21 protein-coding genes and 1 pseudogene are annotated in these 23,752 nt (G+C 37.1%); 5 read left to right on the forward strand and 17 right to left on the reverse strand.

What is annotated here, in order from left to right; all coding sequences use genetic code 11:
• Positions 1-4: 4 nt before the first annotated feature.
• The 4 genes from AB3I27_RS07790 to AB3I27_RS07805 all read right to left on the reverse strand — a co-directional run bounded on the left by AB3I27_RS07790 (position 5) and on the right by AB3I27_RS07805 (position 4,448).
• Entirely contained in the window at positions 5-1,228 is a 1,224-nt protein-coding gene (locus tag AB3I27_RS07790) for a glycosyltransferase family 4 protein (RefSeq protein WP_002290830.1), read from the reverse strand.
• Between the two features lie 16 nt (positions 1,229-1,244).
• The gene (locus AB3I27_RS07795) at positions 1,245-2,291 is read right to left on the reverse strand and encodes a glycosyltransferase family 4 protein (protein WP_002290828.1); all 1,047 of its coding nucleotides are present in this window, start codon (positions 2,289-2,291) and stop codon (positions 1,245-1,247) included.
• Between the two features lie 163 nt (positions 2,292-2,454).
• Entirely contained in the window at positions 2,455-4,182 is a 1,728-nt protein-coding gene (gene ptsP, locus AB3I27_RS07800) for a phosphoenolpyruvate--protein phosphotransferase (RefSeq protein ID WP_002290826.1), read from the reverse strand.
• Complete coding sequence (locus AB3I27_RS07805; protein WP_002287602.1) at positions 4,182-4,448, reverse strand: phosphocarrier protein HPr; 267 nt, start codon at positions 4,446-4,448, stop codon at positions 4,182-4,184. Before AB3I27_RS07805 ends, ptsP begins: the two co-directional genes overlap by 1 nt.
• A 478-nt stretch (positions 4,449-4,926) precedes the next feature.
• On the opposite strand from AB3I27_RS07805, the gene AB3I27_RS07810 reads away from it, so the two are divergent.
• The gene (locus AB3I27_RS07810; protein WP_002287598.1) at positions 4,927-7,161 is read left to right on the forward strand and encodes an ATP-dependent Clp protease ATP-binding subunit; all 2,235 of its coding nucleotides are present in this window, start codon (positions 4,927-4,929) and stop codon (positions 7,159-7,161) included.
• Between the two features lie 147 nt (positions 7,162-7,308).
• On the forward strand, positions 7,309-7,629 hold the full coding sequence (locus AB3I27_RS07815; RefSeq protein ID WP_002290825.1) for a DUF1827 family protein: 321 nt from the start codon (positions 7,309-7,311) through the stop codon (positions 7,627-7,629).
• 204 nt (positions 7,630-7,833) lie between these two features.
• On the opposite strand, the gene AB3I27_RS07820 is transcribed toward AB3I27_RS07815, so the two are convergent.
• The 4 genes from AB3I27_RS07820 to AB3I27_RS07835 form a co-directional block, all read right to left on the reverse strand.
• Positions 7,834-8,058 carry a hypothetical protein gene (locus AB3I27_RS07820; RefSeq protein ID WP_002290824.1) on the reverse strand — a complete coding sequence of 75 codons (225 nt, stop codon included), beginning with the start codon at positions 8,056-8,058 and terminating at the stop codon, positions 7,834-7,836.
• Positions 8,059-8,238: 180 nt separating this feature from the next.
• Positions 8,239-9,819: a peptide chain release factor 3 gene (locus AB3I27_RS07825; protein WP_002290823.1), complete on the reverse strand. Its 1,581-nt coding sequence runs from the start codon at positions 9,817-9,819 to the stop codon at positions 8,239-8,241.
• A gap of 400 nt (positions 9,820-10,219) precedes the next feature.
• On the reverse strand, positions 10,220-11,596 hold the full coding sequence (locus AB3I27_RS07830; protein WP_002290822.1) for a hemolysin family protein: 1,377 nt from the start codon (positions 11,594-11,596) through the stop codon (positions 10,220-10,222).
• Positions 11,597-11,723: 127 nt separating this feature from the next.
• A complete protein-coding gene (locus tag AB3I27_RS07835; protein ID WP_002321492.1) occupies positions 11,724-12,812 on the reverse strand; it encodes an AI-2E family transporter in 1,089 nt (362 codons plus the stop codon).
• 171 nt (positions 12,813-12,983) lie between these two features.
• Here AB3I27_RS07835 and AB3I27_RS07840 point away from each other — a divergent pair, with 171 nt between their 5' ends.
• Positions 12,984-13,418 carry a GNAT family N-acetyltransferase gene (locus AB3I27_RS07840; protein ID WP_002290819.1) on the forward strand — a complete coding sequence of 145 codons (435 nt, stop codon included), beginning with the start codon at positions 12,984-12,986 and terminating at the stop codon, positions 13,416-13,418.
• A gap of 77 nt (positions 13,419-13,495) precedes the next feature.
• Here AB3I27_RS07840 and AB3I27_RS07845 read toward each other — a convergent pair whose 3' ends face one another.
• From AB3I27_RS07845 to recX, 3 genes are all read right to left on the reverse strand, one after another.
• Positions 13,496-14,029, reverse strand: coding sequence for a DUF402 domain-containing protein (locus AB3I27_RS07845; protein WP_002290817.1), 534 nt, complete (start codon positions 14,027-14,029; stop codon positions 13,496-13,498).
• Between the two features lie 93 nt (positions 14,030-14,122).
• A complete protein-coding gene (mutY, locus tag AB3I27_RS07850) occupies positions 14,123-15,301 on the reverse strand; it encodes an A/G-specific adenine glycosylase (RefSeq protein WP_002290815.1) in 1,179 nt (392 codons plus the stop codon).
• Positions 15,294-16,091, reverse strand: coding sequence for a recombination regulator RecX (recX, locus tag AB3I27_RS07855; RefSeq protein WP_002318634.1), 798 nt, complete (start codon positions 16,089-16,091; stop codon positions 15,294-15,296). Before recX ends, mutY begins: the two co-directional genes overlap by 8 nt.
• Positions 16,092-16,198: 107 nt before the next feature.
• Here recX and rlmD point away from each other — a divergent pair, with 107 nt between their 5' ends.
• Entirely contained in the window at positions 16,199-17,581 is a 1,383-nt protein-coding gene (gene rlmD / locus AB3I27_RS07860) for a 23S rRNA (uracil(1939)-C(5))-methyltransferase RlmD (RefSeq protein WP_002290813.1), read from the forward strand.
• A 173-nt stretch (positions 17,582-17,754) separates the two neighbouring features.
• On the opposite strand, the gene AB3I27_RS07865 is transcribed toward rlmD, so the two are convergent.
• Positions 17,755-18,333, reverse strand: a complete 579-nt coding sequence (locus AB3I27_RS07865; protein ID WP_002292856.1) for a lytic polysaccharide monooxygenase — start codon at positions 18,331-18,333, stop codon at positions 17,755-17,757.
• 321 nt (positions 18,334-18,654) lie between these two features.
• On the opposite strand from AB3I27_RS07865, the gene AB3I27_RS07870 reads away from it, so the two are divergent.
• Positions 18,655-19,125, forward strand: coding sequence for a TspO/MBR family protein (locus tag AB3I27_RS07870; RefSeq protein WP_002292857.1), 471 nt, complete (start codon positions 18,655-18,657; stop codon positions 19,123-19,125).
• Positions 19,126-19,232: 107 nt separating this feature from the next.
• Here the strand turns inward: AB3I27_RS07870 and AB3I27_RS07875 are convergent, their stop codons facing one another.
• The 5 genes and pseudogenes from AB3I27_RS07875 to AB3I27_RS07895 form a co-directional block, all read right to left on the reverse strand.
• Complete coding sequence (locus AB3I27_RS07875; RefSeq protein WP_002295400.1) at positions 19,233-20,459, reverse strand: LCP family protein; 1,227 nt, start codon at positions 20,457-20,459, stop codon at positions 19,233-19,235.
• A gap of 754 nt (positions 20,460-21,213) precedes the next feature.
• Positions 21,214-21,414 (reverse strand): cold-shock protein, encoded by a 201-nt coding sequence (locus tag AB3I27_RS07880; RefSeq protein WP_002292860.1) that lies wholly within the window; start codon positions 21,412-21,414, stop codon positions 21,214-21,216.
• Between the two features lie 133 nt (positions 21,415-21,547).
• A complete protein-coding gene (locus tag AB3I27_RS07885; protein WP_002292861.1) occupies positions 21,548-22,156 on the reverse strand; it encodes a superoxide dismutase in 609 nt (202 codons plus the stop codon).
• Positions 22,157-22,240: 84 nt separating this feature from the next.
• Positions 22,241-22,711, reverse strand: coding sequence for a GtrA family protein (locus AB3I27_RS07890; protein ID WP_002292862.1), 471 nt, complete (start codon positions 22,709-22,711; stop codon positions 22,241-22,243).
• Between the two features lie 47 nt (positions 22,712-22,758).
• Positions 22,759-23,672: pseudogene (locus AB3I27_RS07895) on the reverse strand (cation diffusion facilitator family transporter).
• Between the last annotated feature and the right edge of the window lie 80 nt (positions 23,673-23,752).

Raw genomic sequence — 23,752 nt, forward strand, 5'->3', positions numbered from 1 at the left:
AATTTTATCTTTTAAATGAATTTAATTTGATTTTGATTCGTTCAATCGAAGCTTCTTCTTCTTTTCTTCGCATCTCTTCTTCATGGTAAACAACCATATCTTGATAAAATTCGATCATTGCTTCGCCGAAATGAGTAGACGAAATGTCATAAAGTTTGGCTTCTAAAACCTTTGGATTTCTAGGGACTTCACTGGAAATATAATCAATAAGTGCGGGTGCAAAGTCTTCGTCGGTTTCAAAAGTTTTCCCTAATGAAGGATGATCGAACAATCGGTTCAAATAAGCATTTCCTTCTACGACACAAGGCGTGCCGGCTGCCATCGCTTCGGTATAAGTAAGCCCCTGTGTCTCTGAAGTAGAAGCACTGACAAAATAATCTGCCGCTTTATAATAAAGGGCTACATCATTGTTATCCACTTCTCCTGTAAACTGCACAAATTCTTCTAACTGCAGTTCGGAAATCAATTCCTCTAACTCTTCTACATAAGGACCTTTTCCTACAATAACTAATCTGGCATTAGGGTAAGCCGAGATAACCTGAGGAAATCCATTAACCAATGCTTGGATATTTTTCTCATAAGAAATCCTGCTTAAAGAAAGAATCATCAGATGATTTTCCTGAAGTCCTAATGACTCCCTTAACTTGTTGATATCCTCCTGAGTGATATCAGAACGTTTGAACTTCTCAATGTCGATACCAGTAGGAATCACACGAAGTGGTGCTACTACACCATAGCTACGTAATGTATCAATAACACGTTCACTTGGACAGACTACACCTGTCGTATGATTAGCAAATAATCTGGATAAGTATTTTACATGGGATTGCCTGATCACTTTTCCTTTACCGATATAATGAAGGTAATCTTCATACATCGTATGGTAAGTATGGATCAGGGGTATTTTCAACTTCTTAGCTACCATCTTCCCGAGTATTCCTGCTCCGAATTCTGTATGGGTATGGATCAGATCTAATTCTAGTTCTTTGGCAACCAAATAAGCATACCACATGCCTCTAACAACAACTCTTCGATCCTTGAAAGAAATAAACGGTACACTTGGCATTCGAATCACATCTTTTTCCAACTTGTCCGCATTAGGATCGGTTGTCGTAAAGATATAGACTTCATGCCCATGTTTTTCTAATTCTTGTTTTAATGTTTTGATCGATGTAGCCACTCCGCTGACTTGCGGAAAGTAGGTATCGGTAAAAAAGCCGATTTTCATGTTTTTCGCCTCCAAACTAGTCCTTTGTCTGATGTACTTTTTTTAATTTGCTAGAGACTTTTTCATTCAGCACACTTTCATATACGTTTTTAAGTTCTTCACCGATTTTATTGATACTTCGTTCTTTTGCTGTTTGATAACCGGCTTGTGTCAAACTCGGTAGCTCTTCATTGGTAATCTGTTGAATCAGTTGGATAAACGCTTCGTTTGTCTTCCCCATATAGCAGTTCTTGCTATCTTCTAACCAGCCATTATACACTGGAATATCTCGAACAAGTACGTTTTGTTTGCTTGCTAAAGCTTCTAAAACAACGATCCCTTCTGTCTCTTCATAAGAAGGGAAAAAGAATAGGTCTGCACCTGAATACGCACCTTCTATGATCTCTCCACGAATGTATCCAGGAAACAGGACATTTTCAGGATGATCTTCTTTTACAATTTTCCGGATGTTCCGAGGAATCGAGTACATGGGAACATGGCCAAACCAAATAAATGTGTATTCGGGCATCTTCTTAGCAATTTCTACGAAATCAATGATTCCTTTACGTTCGAAAAACAAACCGACACAAATGATTACTTTTTGATCCGGAGACAGTTTGAAATATTCTCTGAACTTTTGTTCTTTCATTGGATCAGGGCGATATTTCTCTAAGTCGATCCCATTGGAAATAGCTTGAATCGGCACACGGATACCATAGCTTTCCAACAACTGTTTTGAATAAGGTGTTGGCGTGATCAGATAGTCCGCTTTTTGGTACAATCCTACCAGATATTTTTTTACGATAGGAGAAAGCTGGTTCGATCCGATAAAGGAATTTCGGAAATCTTCCTCTGTAGAATGCGCATGATAGACAACTTTTTTTCCTTCTCTTCTGGCTTTATTGACCATGTTATGACTATTGATTCCGTATGTATTGATGTGCAGGATGTCATAATCTTCTTTTTCATCTAGTGTATAAGAGATACCGACTTCCGTCAGAGCACGTTTTTGATGATCAAGCGCACGCCCGATTCCAGATTTTGCAAGCATCTTTTCACTTTCAAAATATAATAATACCTTCACCTTACGTCCCCCTTCACTTATATAGTATAACATAGCCTACAAACTGTCACTCAAACTTAAGCCCTATTTTTGTCTATTCTTACTGACGAAAACGTTTTCTTAAAAAAGAACAAAAAAACTGGCGTAGCTCTTTTACAAGCCACACCAGCTTTTGATACGTTGTTTATTTTACATATTCATGAACAAGTTCAACGACTTCTTCCATCGTATCGCATTCTTTCAATGCACGATCAGCAAGTTCAGCCATTTTCGCTGTGTCCAAGCGTTTCATTAAACTACGCGTTTTAAGAATAGATGTCGCACTCATTGAGAACTCATCTAGACCCATACCTACTAGCAATGGAACAGCTGTTTGATCTCCAGCCATTTCTCCACACATACCTGCCCATTTTCCTTCAGCGTGTGCTGCATCAATTACATTTTTGATCAAACGTAAAATTGATGGGTTATATGGTTGGTACAAGTAAGAAACGCGTTCGTTCATACGGTCTGCTGCCATTGTGTATTGAATCAAATCGTTTGTACCTACAGAGAAGAAATCTACTTCTTTTGCAAACTTGTCTGCTAAGACTGCTGCTGCTGGAATCTCGATCATGATGCCGACTTGGATCGTATCAGATACTTCCTTGCCTTCACTGATCAATTTTTGTTTTTCTTCTTCAAAGATCGCTTTTGCTGCGCGGAATTCTTTGAGTGTAGCTACCATAGGGAACATGATACGTAAGTTACCATGAACAGATGCACGAAGCAATGCACGCATTTGTGTACGGAACATTTCATCGCCTTGTTCAGATAAACTGATACGCAATGCACGATATCCTAAGAATGGATTCATTTCATGAGGTAATTGCAGATATGGTAGTTCTTTATCTCCACCGATGTCCATTGTACGAACAACTACAGGTTTTCCTTCCATACCTTCTAATACAGCTTTATAAGCTTCATATTGGTCATCTTCTGTTGGGAAGTCTGGAGAATCCATATACAGGAATTCAGTACGGTACAGACCAACTGCTTCTCCACCATTATTATGGACACCAACTAGATCTTTTGGTGTTCCGATGTTTGCAGCTAATTCAAAATGCTTGCCGTCAGCTGTGACAGTTTCTGCATTTTTTAATTTTTCCCATTCTGCTTTTTGTGCTGCGTAATCTGCACCTGCTTTTTCAAATTCAGCTTTTTGTTCATCTGTAGGATCGATGATTACATCGCCTTCGATCCCGTTGACAGCCAAAATATCGCCTTCTTTGACTTTAGCAGTAATTTCTTTTGTCCCAACGATTGCTGGAATTTCTAAAGAACGTGCCATGATAGCAGAATGTGAAGTACGTCCACCAATGTCTGTTACAAACGCTTTTACAAAATTGCGATCTAATTGTGCTGTATCACTTGGAGTCAAGTCATGTGCAACAACGACCACTTCTTCGTCGATCATTGATGGATTTGGTAAAGTAACGCCTAATAAGTGCGCTAAAATACGTTTAGCAACGTCACGAATGTCTGCAGCACGCTCTTGCATATAAGCATTATCTTCCATTGCTTCGAACATACCGATATACATATCCGTTACTTCTTTTAGCGCTGATTCAGCATTTACGCTGTTGTCTTTAATATTTTGCTTGATTTGACCTACCATTTCTGGATCTGAAAGAACCATCAAATGGGCATCAAATACTTGCGCTTCTGCTTCACCTAAGCTTTGCGCTGCTTTTTCACGAATTTGCTGCAATTCTTCAGTAGATTTAGCTAATGCAGCATCCAAACGAGCTTCTTCAGCCGCAGTATCTTCTACTGTTGCCTTACTGAATGTTAAATCCGGTTGAACTAGCAGGTAAGCTTTTGCAACGGCTACACCGTCACTAGCGGCAATCCCTTTTAGCATTTCAACCATTATTCAGATAAGCCTTCTTTCTTCATTGTTTCAACGATTGCTGCCATTGCATCAGCTTCGTCAGCACCTTCTGCAGTAATAGTAACATCAGAACCTTGACCTACACCTAAAGACATAACGCCCATGATTGATTTCAAGTTTACTGATTTACCTTTATACTCTAAGTTTACATCAGAGTTAAATTTGCTTGCTGTTTGTACTAATAGTGTAGCTGGACGAGCGTGGATCCCAGTTTCTGCTACTACGTGAAATTCTTTCTTTTCCATATTAATCGGTCTCCTTTAAGTGAGTGTTGTTTTTATGTGAGGGTTTTCTTTTTTAGTAATTCAGAGAATCCTAACAAATGCCACCCTTTCATCTGTAAAGATTAACATTTTTTTTCGTTAGATACAACAGTTTTCATTCAATTTCAGATAAAAGTATTCAAATTATTCCGGATTCTTTTTCATCCTTTTCTTCACATTTTATAACAAACATGTTTATTTTCTTTTTCTTGTCGCTTTTTCTTCTCCTGACGTTTATCATTCTTTCCTTTGACCCTCTTTGTTTTCATATGAAACGAATTACTTGCTTCCTTTTTTATTTTTAGTATAATAAGAGTCAAAGGTCAGGAATGGTCAATATAAATTTCACCTTTTCTACCTCATAAATCTCTTAAAAAACTAGGGGTTATTCTTTTACCTCATGAAAAACGAGATGTAAAATATGGATGTACCCATTTTTGTGAAAGGACGTGAATGATTCATGCTTTGTCAAAACTGCGGCAAGAATGAGGCAACGATTCACTTGTATGCCACTGTCAATGGTCAGCGGACACAACTTGATTATTGTCAGAGCTGTTATCAAAAAATCAAAAATCAACAAAATGGAGGTCTGACTAATATGGCCCAAAACGATCCATTTGGATTTGGCAGTTTGGACGATCTTTTCCGTTCCATGTCTCGCCAAATGCAACAGCAAGGAAATTATGAGCAAACACCACCAACACAATTTGGCGGAAACAACAACTTCAATGGTGGTCAGCCACCTCAAGGCAATACAGAAGGTTTATTGGGAGAATATGGAATCAATATCACAGAACAAGCACGACAAGGTGATATCGATCCTGTGATCGGACGCGATGACGAAATCAAACGAGTCATTGAAATTTTAAATCGCCGAACCAAGAACAATCCTGTCTTGATTGGAGAACCAGGTGTTGGTAAAACAGCAGTTGTTGAAGGTTTAGCACAAAAAATCGTAGATGGTGATGTACCGCAAAAATTAATGGACAAAGAAGTCATTCGTTTAGATGTCGTATCTTTAGTCCAAGGTACTGGTATACGAGGACAATTTGAAGAACGTATGCAAAAATTGATTGAAGAGATCCGTCAAGCAGAAAATGTGATCCTATTCATAGATGAAGTTCACGAAATCGTCGGTGCTGGTTCTGCTGGTGATGGAAATATGGATGCTGGTAATATTTTAAAACCAGCTTTAGCTCGAGGAGAATTGCAAATGGTTGGTGCTACTACCTTAAACGAGTACCGCATCATCGAAAAAGACGCTGCTTTAGAACGTCGTATGCAACCTGTACGGGTAGATGAACCAACTGTCGAAGAAACGATTAGTATTTTGAAAGGTTTGCAAAAACGTTATGAAGACTATCATCATGTAAAATATACTGATGAGGCCATCGAAGCAGCCGCAACTTTATCCAATCGTTATGTCCAAGATCGCTTCTTGCCGGATAAAGCCATCGATTTGCTAGATGAAACAGGTTCTAAGAAAAACTTGACGATCCAAATCGTTGATCCTAAAACAATCGAGAAAAAACTGCAAGAAGCAGAAGAACAAAAAGTTTTAGCTTCTCGAGAAGAAGATTTCGAAAAAGCAGCTTATTATCGCGATCAGATCAATAAACTTCAAAAAATGAAAGAACGTCAGCTCACTGAAGAGGAAACACCTGTGATTACCGAAAAAGATATGGAAAAAATCGTTGAACAACGGACAGGTATTCCAGTGGGTGAATTAAAAGAAAAAGAACAGACACAACTGAAAAACTTAGCAGATGACTTGAAAGCTCATGTCATCGGACAAGATAACGCTGTAGATCGAGTAGCGAAAGCGATTCGCCGAAACCGTGTTGGATTAAACAAACAGAATCGTCCAATCGGCTCCTTCTTATTTGTTGGTCCAACTGGTGTAGGTAAAACAGAGCTTGCGAAACAACTTGCCTACGAACTATTCGGTTCACAAGATTCAATGATTCGTTTCGATATGTCTGAATATATGGAAAAACATAGTGTCTCTAAATTGATTGGTTCTCCTCCAGGTTATGTCGGATACGAAGAAGCTGGTCAATTAACAGAAAAAGTACGGAGAAATCCTTACAGTCTTGTCTTGTTAGATGAAGTAGAAAAAGCTCATCCAGATGTTTTGCATATGTTCTTGCAAATCTTAGATGATGGTCGATTGACAGATGCACAAGGAAGAACGGTCAGCTTTAAAGATACGATCATCATTATGACAAGTAATGCCGGAACTGGTAAAGTAGAAGCAAACGTTGGTTTTGGTGCGGCACGCGAAGGTGTTACTCGTTCTGTATTGAACCAATTAAACAACTACTTTACACCAGAATTTCTGAACCGTTTTGACGGGATCATCGAATTCAGTGCATTATCAAAAGAAAACTTGATGACAATCGTCACACTAATGCTAGACGATGTCAACCAAATGCTGGCAGCACAGCAACTTCACATCGAAGTTCCTACGAATGTCAAAGAAAAATTAGTTGACTTAGGCTATGATCCATCTATGGGTGCTCGTCCTCTTCGACGCACGATCCAAGAACAAATCGAAGATGGTATCGCTGAATTTTATCTTGATCACCCTTCTATCCATGAGTTGAAAGCAAAACTGGATAAAGATGGAAAAATCATCGTTACTTCTAAACCAGAACGTTTGGCAAAAGAATCAGCCGAAGAAACGGCTGAATAAATCCAGTTTTATAGCGTGAGACGGTATTTCTTTGAGAAATGCCGTCTCATTCTTTTTTCAGAAAAGTCAAAATACTGTTCATTTTATAAAAAAGAAATTATAATAAGAGAAACAAGCAATTAAAAATACATAAAAGAGGTGAGCGCCATGAAATTGGTAAATGTAACAAACAGCCATTCCCGTCTTGTATTAAACCAGCTTGAAAACACTGATGCCCATCTAGTCAAGGTCTACACAGCCGGAAATACCACTATTGTCTACACTGAAGCCCCTGAACATAATGAAATTCTGCTGATCAATGACAAACGTAAAATCCAGCCGAAAGAAATCGAAGATGCTAAAAATTATTTCTTAGATAAAATCAAAGACGCCGTTTACCACGAGGATGAAATCAAAGTAATCGAATTGGCAGGCCTTGTTGAGATCTCGATTCCAAAACATGAATTAGGCGCTACATTAGCCGTGTAAACAAATTTTGAACATAATAATTAAAGAGCGTGGGACAAAAGTAAAGAACACTTTTGTCTCACGCTCTAAACACGTATAAACGGCGGAAGCAGAAGCAACTCCTTCGGAAATAAGCTGAAATTCACAAAAATTTGAAAAGCAATTTTCGTGAATTTCTTCTTATTTCTTGGAGTTAAACGCTTCTGTCCCAGCCTCTTTTTCTTTCTAGCTTTTTGATTTTTCTCTTTTCTTTTGTACTTTTCTCTTTTCATTTTCAGTTCTACGCGTGTCTTTATTTTTAACTTTTTCCTCTTTATGGATGATTGATCGTACTTTTTGTGCAATCTGCTCGTTTTTGTCCCAGTCTTTTACATCTAATAATTGACATAATTGTAACATCTCTTCTTTTTTCTGTTTTTTTCTTTCACGTCTTTGCCATTCTGTTTCCATGTGTCACACTCTCCTTTCTTTAATCATATGTACGCAAAATAATTTTTATATTTTTTTGATTAGACATTTCTATGATTTTAAATAGTAAAAAGAGCCGTCACGGCTCTAAACAAAATATGAGAAGCTGTTTTTGTTTGGCTATTCTTATTACTTGATGCAGGGCAGCTTGTCAAGACTTCTTTACATCAAACTTTTTAATTTTACATTAGGATATTTATCCGCAAACCAGCGTTCTGCAAATTGGTTCTCGAATAAGAACAATGGTTGGTCGAAACGGTCACGAGCCAAGATATTGCGGCTTGAACTCATCTTCTCATCCAAATCTTCTGGATCGATCCAGCGAGCGATTTTGTGTCCCATTGGAGACATGATTACTTCGGCGTTATACTCATTTAACATACGATATTGGAATACTTCGAATTGTAGCTGACCAACAGCTCCAATGATATATTCTTCCGTTAGATATGTTTTATAAAGCTGAATCGCTCCTTCTTGAACTAATTGATAGATTCCTTTGTGGAAGGATTTTTGCTTCATGACATTTTTTGCAGTCACTTTCATAAATAGCTCTGGAGTAAATGAAGGGAGTTCTTCATAAGCAACTTTTAGTTTTCCTTCGAACAATGTATCCCCAATCTGATAATTACCTGTATCATATACACCGATGATATCGCCTGCTACTGCTTTTTCGACGTTTTCTCTCGAATCTGCCATAAATTGTGTGACATTGCTTAATTTCAGTTTTTTATTTGTACGTTCCAAACAGACATCCATTCCTCGTTCGAATGTTCCAGAACAGATTCGGACAAAAGCGATTCGGTCACGATGGGCTGGATTCATATTTGCTTGGATCTTGAATACGAAACCTGAAAATTCTTCCTCATAAGGACTTACCATCTGATCATCTTGTGTTTTGTGTCCATAAGGAGCTGGTGCCAATTCAACGAAAGTCTCTAAAAAAGTCTGTACACCGAAGTTAGTCAATGCAGAACCAAAAAATACTGGTGTCTGATCGCCACGAGCAATTTTTTCTTGATTAAATGCATCTCCAGCCTCTTTGATTAGTTCTACTTCTTCTAAGACTTGTTCATATAAGGAATTTTCAGTTAGAGGATGATTTTCGGGAAGCAGTCCATCTTCATCCAATTCTACTAATCGTTCATCCTGATAATTTTCCGGACGATAAAACTCTACACGATTATGGTAGATATCATAAAGACCTTCTAGCCCTTTACCCATACCGATTGGCCAATTCATCGGATAAGATTCGATATCTAATAGCTCTTCTAATTCTTCTAACAATTCCAATGGTTCACGACCATCACGATCTAGTTTGTTGATAAAAGTAAATATCGGGATGCCACGTTTTTTTACAACTTGGAATAATTTCTTTGTCTGTGCTTCGATCCCTTTTGCACTATCGATTACCATAACCGCACTATCCACGGCCATCAAAGTACGATAAGTATCTTCAGAAAAATCTTCATGTCCTGGTGTATCCAAGATATTTACTCGTTTCCCTTGATAATCAAACTGCATAACAGAACTAGTAACAGAAATCCCACGTTGTTTCTCGATTTCCATCCAGTCTGATTTGGCAAAATTACCTGTTTTTTTGCCTTTTACGGTCCCGGCTTGACGGATAGCCCCACCAAACAATAGTAATTGTTCTGTAATCGTTGTTTTCCCAGCATCCGGATGGGAAATGATCGCAAAAGTTCTGCGATTGTCCACTTGTTGCTTTAATTCTGGATTATTCATAACCTAACTCCATTTCTTCCATTCAATTATTTATATTTTCTCTAGGCACAGATTGTCCGATCTCTTAAAGAAAGACAATTTCATATAGGGCTGTGACAAAAGCCGTGTAGCAGTCTCTTTTTCCGAGTAAACGGCGTTCTAGAGACAGCCTATCAGCAATAAGCCCACCCAAGCCAAAAACACGAGAAGCTGTTTTTGCTTGGCTGCTCTTATTACTTAATGCAGGATAGCTTTTTCACAACCTTTGTCAACTACTACAACTGAATCAGTATAGCATGGATTCAGCGAATGAAAAAGCCACCAAACCATAAGAGTCAAATATTTTTTTGTCAGCTGACTAAAAGAAAAGACGTGTTGCTTGTTTATTCAAGCAACACGTCTTTCATAACCAAGTTTCCAATTATCTTCTTGGCTCGTCATCTTCGAATTCTTTTCTGAAGTATCTTCGTTCTTCTTCAGGTTCCGCTTCTGTTTCTTCCGGATCATGAAAAATGACACGGATTTTAAGGATTCGAGAACCTTCCATTTCTTCAGAAACCAGCGTAATATTATCGACATCAAACGATAACTTTTCGCCTTCATCCGGAATCATGCCTAATGCTGTAATCAAATAACCAGCCATCGTATCTACATCACTCATATGCAGATCGCTGTCAAAAGCTTCATTGAACTCATCAATCAGCATACGTCCTTGGATGATATATTCGTGTTCATCGATTTTTTCATAAAGATTCTCAACTTCATCTGATTCATCATCGATTTCTCCGACGATTTCTTCTAAAAGGTCTTCTAGTGTTGCTAACCCAACGACGCCGCCATATTCATCTAATAAAATAGCCATCTGATTCTGCGTCTTTTTCATTTCATATAACAGATCATCAATAAAGACCGTTTCAGGAACGAATAAAGGCTCCTGCATGATTTTCTTGATATCTAAATTATCAAAGCCGAATTTATGGGCAGCTTTTAGTAAATTCTTTGTATGAAGGATTCCGACTACTTTATCTTTGTCTTCGTTATAAACAGGGATTCTTGAATAGTTTTCGGATAAAACTTTATTCACATTTTCTTCCACAGTGTCGTTGATATCAATCATAAATGCATCCGTTCGTGGGACCATGACTTCTCGGGCAACTTTCGTATCAAGAGAAAAAACCCCTTGGAGCATTTCTAATTCTTCATTATTCAATACGCCTTCGTTTTCAAGCATATAACGCATTTCATCTCTGGTCATTTTTGAATCTTCATCATCAAAAGTCATCGGCGTGATACGCGCCAATAAACTTGTGGAAGCAGAAAGCAGCCAGACGAAGGGCTTAGCTACTACACCAATCAAGCGTATCAGCCCTGAAGTGAACTTTGCGACTTCTTCTGATTTATTTAAAGCAATACGTTTAGGGTACAATTCTCCAAAAACAATCGATACATAGGTCAAAATAGCCAGCACAATGATATTTGCAATATTTTTTGCCGCTGTGCCGCCACCTAATACCGGAGCTAACCGTTCCGATAAAGTATTAGCTAGTGAAGCACCAGACAAAATGTTGACCAAAGTGATTCCTACTTGGATTGTCGATAGGAAATTATTTGGATTCTGCAATATTTTTAAAAGCTTTTGAGATTTCACATCTCCTTCATCAGCTTTTTGCTCGATTCGATTCTTATTGATCGAAACAACAGCAATTTCGGAAGCTGCTAAAAAAGCATTGATCAATGTCAAAACGATCAATAATAAAATCTGCGCTAACAGCGACTGACTCTCAGGGTCAGCATTCATAATCGCATTCTCTCCTTATAAAATTAATTTTTAGTTTACGATAGAAAAAAACGTGGCACTATAGCCACGTTAAAATGGTATCACAAAGCAATTTTCTTTGCAATAAAAACAAGTGTACTAAAACTACCTACGAGGTCGTAGCAATTTTCTTCTTGTTTTCATTTTGCTTGTCTTCTTTGACGATTTTGATTATATAGGAAATGATCGTCTTGCAGATTGCGTAAAAAGGAACACCTAAGAAGATACCAAGCAATCCGGCAATATTTCCAGCTACTAGAAGAACGATAATGATCGTTAATGGATGGATTTTCAGTGATTTCCCAATTACATTAGGATAAATGATATTCCCATCCAACTGTTGGACGATTAGCACAACCACACAACAAAGTAATGCTTTTACCGGATCATTGAAGACTGTTACTAGAAATGCAGGTGCTAGTCCTAGATAAGGTCCTAAATATGGGATTAGGTTTGTCAATCCCGCAATGACCCCAAATAAGAAAGCATAATCCACACCAATTACCATATATCCTAAAAATGTGAAGGTACCAACGAATAAACATTCGATCGCTTGTCCGCTAATGTAATTAGCCAATGTTTTATTCAGTTGCCCCAATAACTCCACAATTTGGTTTCTTCTTTTTTCTGGGAAAAACTGTTGGATGTTTGGCACTAGTTTTTCTCCGTCTTTCAACATATAGAACAAGATGAATGGTGCTGTAATGATTACTACGGTTGCCGAAGCGATCGTTCCAACGATCGAACCTAAACTATTGGATACTCCACTAAGGAATTGCTGAATGATTGTCCCGTAAGAAATGTCTAATTGCTCAAAATATTTATTAATATCTACTTCCTTGAACAAAGGCAATTCGGCTACCTCTTTCAACCAGCTTTCTACCTGTTTGATGAAATCAGGCATATTAGATGCCAATGAGGAAATTTGCTGTACTAGACTTGGGATGACACTAAGTAAAATCCAAATAATTGCTGCAACTAAAAGGAGCAGCACAATTGCGACAGCCCATATTCTTTTGATTTTTGCTTTCATCAACAGCTTGACAATAGGATTCAATAAATAGTAAAGAAAGCCTGCAATCAGTACAGGTGCAAATAACGTGGAAAAAAATGTCCCGATCGGTTCGAAAATAAAGTTTATTTCTGATGAAATCATGATCAATGCAGCTATGATTAATAATTCAAGCGACCAAAACATTAGTTTAGACTGTCTAAGTTTTTCAAACAATAGATTTCCTCCTTTCTTTCTTACTAGTATATATTATATTCGTTAAAAATTCTTTTATTCTTTTTTTATTTTTGAAAACTTGCCATACTTTTTATTTGTTTTATTTTCCAGTATACTATACGAAAGGAAGGTGGCTAGACCATGAAAGTTGTACAAACAAAAGATACAATGAGCAATATTTACTTAGATGCTGTACGGATCAGGCATCAAGTTTTTGTAGTCGAACAGGGTGTGCCTTTGTCTCGAGAAATAGACAAAGATGAAGCCCATTGTATCCACTTCGTCCTGTACTCAGATAAAAAAGAACCGCAAGGAACTGTACGTCTTTTGCCTTTAGAAAACGGAAAAATGAAATTACAGCGGATGGCGATTCTTTCTGAATACAGACACCAAGGGTTAGGAAAAATACTGATTGAAGAAGCAGAAAACTTTGCTAAGAATCAAGGCTATAATACGATTTTATTAGGGGCACAGTCCACAGCTGAAACTTTTTACGAAAAACTAGGATATACAGCTTACGGCGATCCTTTTGAAGATGCTGGCATGCCTCATATTTATATGAAAAAGACTTTATAAAAATTTATTTCGAAAAAAGCAAAAAACAGCAAGCTTTTGAGAAAAATCTCTCACTGGCTTACTGTTCTTTTTTGTGTTTACTTACGCGACAATTGCTTGTAACGGTTATACCAAATATCAATATAGCCTTCCGAGAACGGGCCATCTCCATTATTGATCCAGTCAACCAGAATCTTCACATTTTCTTTTAGGATGAAGTCAATATCGTTAGGATAATTCATCATTTTGCTGTGCATCTCATATTCATCGACATCCAATAGTCGTTTCTCGCCGTCAGGAAATACCTTGATATCCAAGTCATAGTCGATATATTTCAAGGCCTCATCGTCCAGCAAAAAAGGTGAAGCTAGATTACAATAATAGGAAACCCCCTTTTCTCTGATCATTGCTATTACATTGAACCAGTATTTTTTATGAAAATAAACAATCGCTGGTTCGCGCGTTACCCATCGGCGTCCATCAGATTCAGTGACTAATGTGTGATCATTCACGCCGATCATAGAGTGTTCGCTTGTTTTTAATACCATGGTATCTCGCCACGTTCGATGCAATTTGCCGTCGTGCTTGTAACTTTGGATCGTCACAAACTCTCCTTCTTTTGGAACTCCCATAGCAACCCTTCCTTAAGCAGCATTTTGTGCTTTGTGTTTGGGTGTTCATTACACCGACATCATAATTATTATATCAATAAAAATGAGCTTTGCCTAGAAAGGATTCCTTTTGTTTCGATTTTTCTCTAACTGATCTACCAGTTTCATTTGGACCTTAGGAAAAACGACCGAATCAAATGCATCAGGCTTCAACCACTTCGAAGTTTTGTTCTCGGTAAATTCTTGTTCTGCTCCCTCGGTTGCCCGTCCGTAAAAAAGGAGAACATGCCATTTCAGATGACTAAAAATATGAGTAACTTCTCCTAAATGTCGTGTCTGCCAAACAAAGAGTTCCTGCTTTTCAAATGGGAGATTTTGCTCTTCTTCTGCTACTAGGTCATCAAACAGATCGATTTCTGGCTTTGTTTCCCATTCTTTTTTCAATCGCTCATACTCCTCTTGTGTCACTTCCATCATTGGAAATGTCCACATATTCGCCAGCAATTTTTGGCTATCTCTTTCTTCAAAATAATACGCTCCAGAATGATTTTGAAGAGCCGCACTGATATAATAAACGTCTTTTGGCTTTGCTTTTTTTGTTTTTACAGGAAAACTCGTTTGGATTCCTCGTTTGTTAGCTAAACAAAAGGCTTGGATCGGACAAGTCTCACACTTTGGAGAAGTTGGTGTACAGATAGCTGAACCTAGATCCATCATTGCTTGGTTGAATTCGCCTGGATGCTTTTCATCAATGATTTTCCGCATCGCTTCATCAAAGATTTTCCTGCTAGAAGCTTTTGCGATGTCTGCTTCAATGCAAAACAATCTGCTGACTACTCGCATCACGTTGCCGTCAACTGCGGGTTCTGGAAGTCCAAATGCGATACTTGCAATCGCTCCTGTCGTATAGGGGCCTATTCCTTTCAATGAGCTGATTTCTTCAGGCGTTTGCGGCATTTTTCCGTCAAATTCAGACATGATCTGTTTAGCAGCAGCTTGGATGTTTCGGGCTCTTGAGTAATAACCAAGGCCCTCCCATGCTTTTAAAAGCTTTTCTTCTGGAGCATTTGCTAACTCTTCAATTGTAGGAAACCATTCCATGAAACGATAAAAATAATCGATCACTGTGTCTACTCTGGTTTGCTGAAGCATGATCTCAGAGATCCAGATACGATAAGGATCACGATTATAGCGCCAAGGCAGGTTTCTTTTTTCTTGTTCATACCATTGAATGAACTGATCTTGAAATTCTTTTGTTTCTTTATCTGTCCATTTTTCCCATTCTTTATTCACTTTCCTCTTCCTTTTCCGTAATGAATCGCTGGATCATATCCAAATCAAATCCTTTTTGATATAAGCTTTGCTTTACTTTTAGATTTCTTTTTTTAGGTTCAAATCTTAAATTTCTTCGCCATAGTTTATCTCCTTGTTTGACTAAATAATCATATTCTATTTCTTGATCTGCTTCTTGCGGAAGATCAGCCATCGCTTGTTGGATCACTTCTTGAGAAAAGCCTTTCGTCATCAATGTTTGTTGGATTTTTCTCAATAATTCTTTTTGGCTTTTTCCGTGATTTTTTCCAAACGCTTTTTCGGCTGTCTGATGTGCATTTTGAACTTGGTCTTCAAATGTATATTGGCTGAGCGCTTGTTCAATGATTTCAGGTTTCAAACCTTTTTGCTGCATCTGCTGCGCTAATTTCTTTGGTCCTTTGTCACTTAAGCGTATATTCGTGCGCACATAACTTTCCCCATAGACCAAATCATCGACAAGGTCCAATTCTTTTAAGCGGGCTACGATTTTATTTCGATCTTCTTGAAGGATTTCCTTTTCTTTTAAGTATGTTCGGATTTCTTTTTCCGATCGCAACTGATAACTTAAGTAATTCATTGCTAGGTGAAAACCGAAATCAGCTCCGCTACTCTTCTTGATCTCTTGGATAGTTTCTTCGTCTAATTCCCGTCCTTTTAATAATCGATAGCGTACTAATACATCTTCAGATACTTGTAAAGCTTCTCCTTCAGATAAATCTACGCGATAGAAAGGGCCTTTGCCTTTACTGATTCTCGTAACGGTTAACATAAACATCCTCCTCGAACATATATTCTCTATCATACCACAGAAAATCCCCGTAATCAGGTATTATATGTTAGAATAAACCACAGAAAAAAGAAAAAAGGGAGATACTTATGGCAGAAACAATTGTCAAAACTGGACAAACGGTTCCTTTGAAAATCAAGCGTTTAGGCATAAATGGTGAAGGAATCGGTTATTTCAAACGGTTGATCATATTTGTTCCATATGCACTACCAAAAGAAGAAGTACTAGTGAAAATCACGAAAGCAACCCCTCGCTATGCAGAAGGAGAATTAATAAAAGTCAAAAAAACAAGCAAAGATCGCGTAGTGGCACCATGTCCTGTTTACTATGAATGCGGTGGCTGTCAATTACAACACTTAGCTTATCAAGCCCAATTGGATTTTAAAAAGGATCTGCTTTTGCAAGCATTGGAAAAATTCAAACCAGCAGGCTTTCGATCTTATCAACTTTTGCCGACGATCGGGATGGATGAGCCTTGGCATTATAGAAACAAAGCACAATTTCAGTTACGAAAAAATAAGCAGACTCAAAAAATTGAAGCTGGTTTATACGAAGCAAACTCTCATCAGTTAGTCCCTATAACAGACTGCTTGGTTCAAGAACCTCGAACACAAAAAGTAATGAATACTGTTGTTCAACTATTGAATAAATTTGATGCACCCATCTATGATGAACGGACAAACAGTGGAATCTTCCGCACAATCATGGTTAGAATCGGTGTCAAAACTGGGGAGTTACAAGTTGTTTTTATTACTCGCAGTAAAAAATTCCCGCAAAAAAACGCAATGATCCGTGAGATCAATGAACGACTGCCCGCAGTTGTTTCAATCATGCAAAATGTCCAGGCACAAAAAACGTCTCTCGTGATGGGGGATGAAACGATCCACTTATGGGGAAAAGAAGCCATTGAAGAACAAATCAATGAAGTGACTTTCGATCTTTCTCCTCGTGCCTTCTTTCAACTCAATCCTCAGCAGACCGAATTGCTTTATGGCGAAGGAATTAAAGCATTAGATGTCCAGCCTAATGAAACGATCGTGGATGCTTATTGCGGAGTTGGGACGATCGGCTTAAGTGTAGCAAAACAAGCCAAAGAAGTACGGGGAATGGATACCGTTCCTCAAGCAATCGCTGATGCAAAAAAAAATGCGGAAAGATTAGGATATCACAACACTCGATATGAAGTCGGGACAGCAGAGCAAGTTCTGCCTAAATGGTTGAATGAAGGTTTTCAGCCTGATGGTATCATCGTAGATCCACCACGTACGGGTTTGGATAACGCATTGATCCAATCATTATTGAAATACCCTCCAAAAAAACTTGTTTATATTTCCTGTAATGTTTCTACACTTGCCAGAGATCTGGTTGATTTAAGTAAAAAGTTCAAGATTGAATATTTACAGTCTGTCGACATGTTTCCTCAGACTGCACGTTGTGAAGTTGTCGTGAAGATGACGAGACTCGCTGACTAAATGAAAGAGGTTGTGAAAAAGTCTGCCCTGTATCAAGTAATAAGAACAGCCAAACAAAAATAGCTCTTCATGTTTTATGAATACTGTACTTGTGACCGAAGAGTTAACAGGAGGACACTATTTATTTAAAAAAAGGGTTGTGACATAGTTTTTGTCACAGCCCTTTTTGATTATTATTGGATATTCACGTCTATCACTTGATAAAATGCATTTGTCGTATCGCTGATATTCCATACTGCTAAAATCACATTATATCCTTTTCGATCCTGCGGAAGTGTGATCGTTTGGTTGACTGTTTTTGGTGGAACAGTTGCTTTGTCGTCTATTTTTGTGATCAATTCAAAATCACTAAATTTCAAAGGTTGATTAGGATTCCAAGTTGGTTTGGTAATGTAGTAATCCCAAGTACTTGTCCGATGTTGTGCTGTTAAATTCCAAGTAATATTTAATGTTCCTGGATTAACCATGTTTTTATGCCATCTGTTAGATGTCTGTTCATCTAAAGGCTCAAAGCCGCTGACTCCTGCACTAGCAATTTTTCCATCAATGAATGTATTTTTGGTAGCTTCGATACTTTGCGGTTCCCATTGTGCTCTTCCGACATTTTGATTTAAGTTTCCTGCTGCTGATGTTCCTAGGTATGCACGGCTTCCTGGAGAAGTAATATAACCATGCGCAAAACCTGGAATGCTAAAACCGAACAACCCTAAACTAACTAACCCAATAAACAATAACGTACTAATCTTTTTCATGTAGAAACCTCCTTCATTTGATAACCACATTGTAAACGCTTTATTGCATTAACACAAACATTATGATTTTATAATTTTATGTTGAAGTAAAAAAGGTGAAAAAAGTAAGATGCAGATTATAACAGAAGTAGACGAGAAAAGTACAAATAGAAAACATGAGAATCAAATCATATGATCTTTTTCAAAAACATCATTCATATAAACAAATGTTCAACTTTTTAATAACAACAATTATCAATTTTTTTCTTACTTCACAAACTAAATACAGGTCTTGCTGTGAGCCTTCATGGTAAACTACTATTATAGAAAGGAGTTAGTAAAATGAAGATGATAAAAGATATTCGTTTTTGGGTTTGTGTTATAGGAATTGTCATATTAGGCTTTTTATCAGGGTTGCTTAGCGGAAATCCCGGAGAATATTACTATTCTTTGCAACTTCCACCATTTGCACCACCTAGCTGGATATTTGGGCCGATGTGGACCTTACTGTATATATTGATGGGTATTTCTCTTTATTTGTTACTTAATCACAACAACAAAAAACAGCGAAACAATCTTGTCGGTCTTTTTGTGATTCAGTTCATTTTTAATTTTATATGGTCTGCTCTATTTTTTAATTTAAGAAATATTTTCATTGCAGCAATCGATATTACACTTTTAGTTATTTTCTTGTCAGTGCTTATGTATCAGTTGTGGCTGCATCATCGCCTGGCAATGTGGCTCATGATTCCTTATTATTTATGGGTACTATTCGCAACTCTATTGAATTATTCAATTTATTTTTTAAACTAAGCGCTAAAAAGAGACGTCCTGTAATTTAACACATAGAAAAAGTGCCACCTAAGTTAGATTTTTTGTCTAATTTAGGTGGCACTCTTTATTAACCAAACTATTTTTTTCTAGTACCCACTTGTTGTTCCATACTCATTATTCTGGTCATAACCATAACCATTTTGTTCCTGTCCAGCGTAAGGATCATAACTTTGAGTATCTTGACTTGGTGTATAGTACTGACTTGTATCTTCTGTTTGCTGATAATAGGTATTCGGATCTTGGTACTGATCATATGTGTTTTCTGAATAGGAAGAATAATCGGTGTACCCTTCACTATTCGATCCATCACCGTTTGTCGAATCGCCATCTTCCGAATCATCAAAGAACATCATTGAAGCATTCTCATTTTTCAAATTAGGTAATGTATCGCTTGTTTTTATATTTAATTGTTTCTTCAGTTCATTTTGGATCGAAAGAAGATCATTTTTTCCTAAAATTTGATAGTAGATATCATTGATCATTTGTCCTTCGCCTTGCAACTGGTCTTGTTTGATTGTTTCAAACGCCGGGGTGTAGTTCGTCGCTACATCAAGCATGTCATCCCAATCTAAGTCCGTCGTCACATTGTTCTCAACTGCTTTTAAAATTTTTCTATAATTGCTTACGCCATCTAAACTTAAAACTTTATTGACGATTTTCGTCACTACTTCCCGCTGACGACGTTGTCGACCGATATCGCCTTCTGGATCTTCGTGTCGCATTCGAGAATAGGCTAAACCTTTTTCTCCATTCAATGTTTGTTCACCTACTGGTACATGGACACCATCCAAAGTAAAGTCAATTTTATTATTCACTTTGATGCCACCGACCGCATTGATCAAATCTTCCATGCCATCCAAATTGATCGTTACATAATGATCAATAGGAATATCGAGCAGTTGCTCAATTGAATCCATGGCCATTTCGACACCACCAAATGCATAGGCATGATTTAATTTATCTACCGTTCCATAACCTACGATATTCGTATAAATATCTCGGTCCAAACTGATGATCGTTGATTTTTTTTGTTTCGGATTAACTGTTACTACCATCATCGTATCAGAACGTCCTTGTTCCGTTCTTCCTAATCCACCGGTATCTAAACCTAATAGCAAAACCGAAAAAGGTTCTTTGTCATCAATGCTTACTCTCTCAGAACGTTTGGAGGATATTCGATTAGAGTTTTTAGAAATTTTGTTTACTGTTTGGCTCGCTTCTCCCATAAATCTGATTCCGTATGCTGATAATCCGGCAATCAGCAAAACGAATACCCCTAACAAGGTTAATAGAACTTTTTGCCATCGCTTCATAATACACCTCTGTTTCACATTTTCTAAAATATTGTCTCATATAACTGTTCAATCAGCAAATTCACTTTTTAATCATAAGAAAACTTTAAAAAACATTTTTGTGTAACGATTATTATTTTTTAAAATTTCTCAAAATTCTTAACTATCATACCATACCGTGAAAAAGATCGAAAGACCGAATACACGCAGTTCGCAATCGTTTTATCTTTTTTTATGTATTTTTTCCAGAAAAAGCGAACAACAAGGTATTTTCCAAATAATCGTGCAGTAAAATGATCGCACATACCTTTCTCATCTTTTTAACAGTCTTTGCCTACCGTTCAGATTATCATTCGATTTCACGAAAATTTCTTCCTATGACTGTTCCTTTTGTTAAACCCATCTTCTATTCGTTTTATTTCCAGCTCACTGCATGGCTATTAAAATGACTCGAACTAGTGATTGCATTACCATCATCTTTTAATGGATAGATATGCTCCTCTTCAAAGTAAAACGATTTTCTTTTAAAGTAATAGAATTGACATGAGAATGAGTATGTATACTAGTGGTTTCACAAATGGTCTTTTATTCAACATCCAAAAAACTGAAATTTCTTTAAAATCCATTACTAACGAAGAAAATGTTCCTTGCTTGATAATTAGTTAGGACATGTCAAGTGAACAAATGCATTTACTTAGCCAAAAAATCTAAAAACTTCATAAATAGACAAAAAGACACGACTCTCTAAGAAGTCGTGTCTTTATTCAACAAATTATTATAATTTAGTCACTTCAGCAGCTTGAGGTCCGCGTGCACCTTCAACAATCGTGAATTCTACTTCTTGACCTTCTTCTAGGCTCTTGAAGCCGTCTCCTTGAATTGCTGAGAAATGAACAAATACGTCATCTCCGCCGTCTACTGTAATAAACCCAAATCCTTTTTCATTGTTGAACCATTTAACCGTTCCGTGTTCCATAAATGTATAGCCTCCAAAAAAGTTCTTGCAAGTAACCTTGCAAGAACATTATACCCAATTTAGAAAACGCTAGCAAGCTTTCGCTCTTTTATTTTCCAAATTATTTTTAAGACTGATATGACGGAGGAAATGGTTATTTTGCTGCTTCGAAACGTTTGTTTACTTCATCCCAATTAATAACATTCCAGAATGCTGCAATATAATCTGGTCGGACATTTTTATATTTCAAATAATAAGCATGTTCCCAAACGTCCAAACCTAGAATTGGTGTCTTTCCTTCCATCAATGGAGAATCTTGATTTGCAGTAGAGGTAATAGCTAATTTTCCATTTTCCATTACAAGCCAAGCCCATCCAGAACCAAATCGTCCAACGGCTGCTTTTTTGAATTCTTCTTTAAAAGAAGAAAAATCACCAAAAGCTTCATTAATCGCTTCTTTTATTTCTCCTGTAGGTTCGCCACCAGCATTTGGTGCCATGATTTCCCAGAAAAATGAATGGTTAGCATGTCCGCCACCATTGTTACGTACAGCTGTCTTGATATCTGTTGGAATAGCGTCCATATCAGATAATAATTCTTCTATTGTTTTTTCGCCTAATTCTGGGTATTTCTCAATTGCTGCATTTAAATTCGTCACATAAGTATTGTGATGCTTATCATGATGCAGATGCATCGTTTCTTCGTCAATATAAGGTTCCAATGCGTCATATGCATAAGGTAGATCTGGTAATGTGTAAGTCATAAAAAAATTCCTCCTCAATGTTTTCTTAATAATGTCTACATTACAAAGAGTAACAAAGAGAAGGAAATTCTTCAATTGTTATGCCTAGTCGTCTTTTTCACTTTGACCTACTTCTTCTTCAAAAACCTCAGTTTCTTTAAAAATAAACAACTTGCTGAAAATATAGTTCGCTAGGATAACAATAATTTGAGTGATGATTTTCGCCACATACTCATTGCTGTTCATAACATTGATCAACAATACCATTGCCCCCATGTCCAATCCGTAAGAAAGGATACGGTAGAAGAAGAACTTACCGCATTCAATAAGTGCATGTGTAAAATTCGGTGATTTTGAATGGAATACCCAAAGTTTGTTCGTTACAAAAGCAAACAATACAGAACAAAACCACGAAATAGAATTGGATAAGGCCATACTTAAATCAAAATATTGGCGTGCGAGAGCAAAACTAACAAAATTTACAATCGTAGCCAAACCACCAAAAAAGAGATAGACTAGTATCTCCCAATATCCTTTTGCTTCTAAATATCCTTTTAACTGTCGATACTGCTTCATGAGCCAACCTACCTTATTAAAAATTCTTATTTATCATACTCTATATTTCAATAACTTTCATCTTTATTTAAAAAAATTAATTTTTTTTGATCCTTTGCCTTTGTCTCTGCTTGGATCGTCACATGTGTAATACCATATTTTAATTTTAATAAAGAAATTATACGAGGATATATCTTTTCAATCTCGCTTAGTAGCTGATCTTCAAAATCAATATGTCCGTCGAAAATAATTATCTTTTCGCTATACTGCCAAATATGGACATGATGAACATCCTTTACCCATCGATTGCTTCAATTTCTTGTTCCATTTTTTCATAGTCGATAGCAGGTGCACTTTGTATCAAAATAGCGGCAGCTTTTTTGATCACCATTATCGCTTCTATCAATATATATATCGAAATGATCAGTGTAATAACTGGATCGATCCAGTAGATATCGAAAAAACGGATCAAAATTGCTCCGATAATCACACTTACCGAAGACAGTGTATCACTTAACAAATGCAAATAACTAGATTTTATATTCAAACTTTCATCTGCTTCTTGTCGTAATAATAATACTGAGAACAAATTCGCGAGCAATCCAATAACTGCTACTGTTAGCATCAAATGACTATTTATCTTTTCTGGTGAAGTGAACCGCTTGAATGCTTCAACGGTTAAAAACAAGGATAATATGATCAATATGAATGAGTTGATGAAAGCACTCAATATTTCTAAACGCTGGTAGCCATACGTACGTTTTTTATTTGCTTCTTTTCGGGCCATTTTTTGTGCCCCGTAAGAAAAAATAATTGCCAATGTATCACTAAGGTTATGGAAAGCATCTGAAACAAGAGACAAACTCCCTGACATAATCCCTCCAATAAATTCTGATAAAGTGATCACCGCATTCAAAACCACTACTCCAAATAGTTTTTTTGATGATCTCTGTGGCTGTGTAGGCACTATTCCTTCCTCCATTTTATTTATATTGGATAGTCTTTAGACAAGAATAACATTTTTTTGATATTTCACCAATCATTCAGCTGTTTCCCTAAAGC

The sequence above is a fragment of the Enterococcus sp. C46 genome (genome assembly GCF_040887565.1).
GTDB classification, from domain to species: Bacteria; Bacillota; Bacilli; order Lactobacillales; family Enterococcaceae; genus Enterococcus_B; species Enterococcus_B lactis.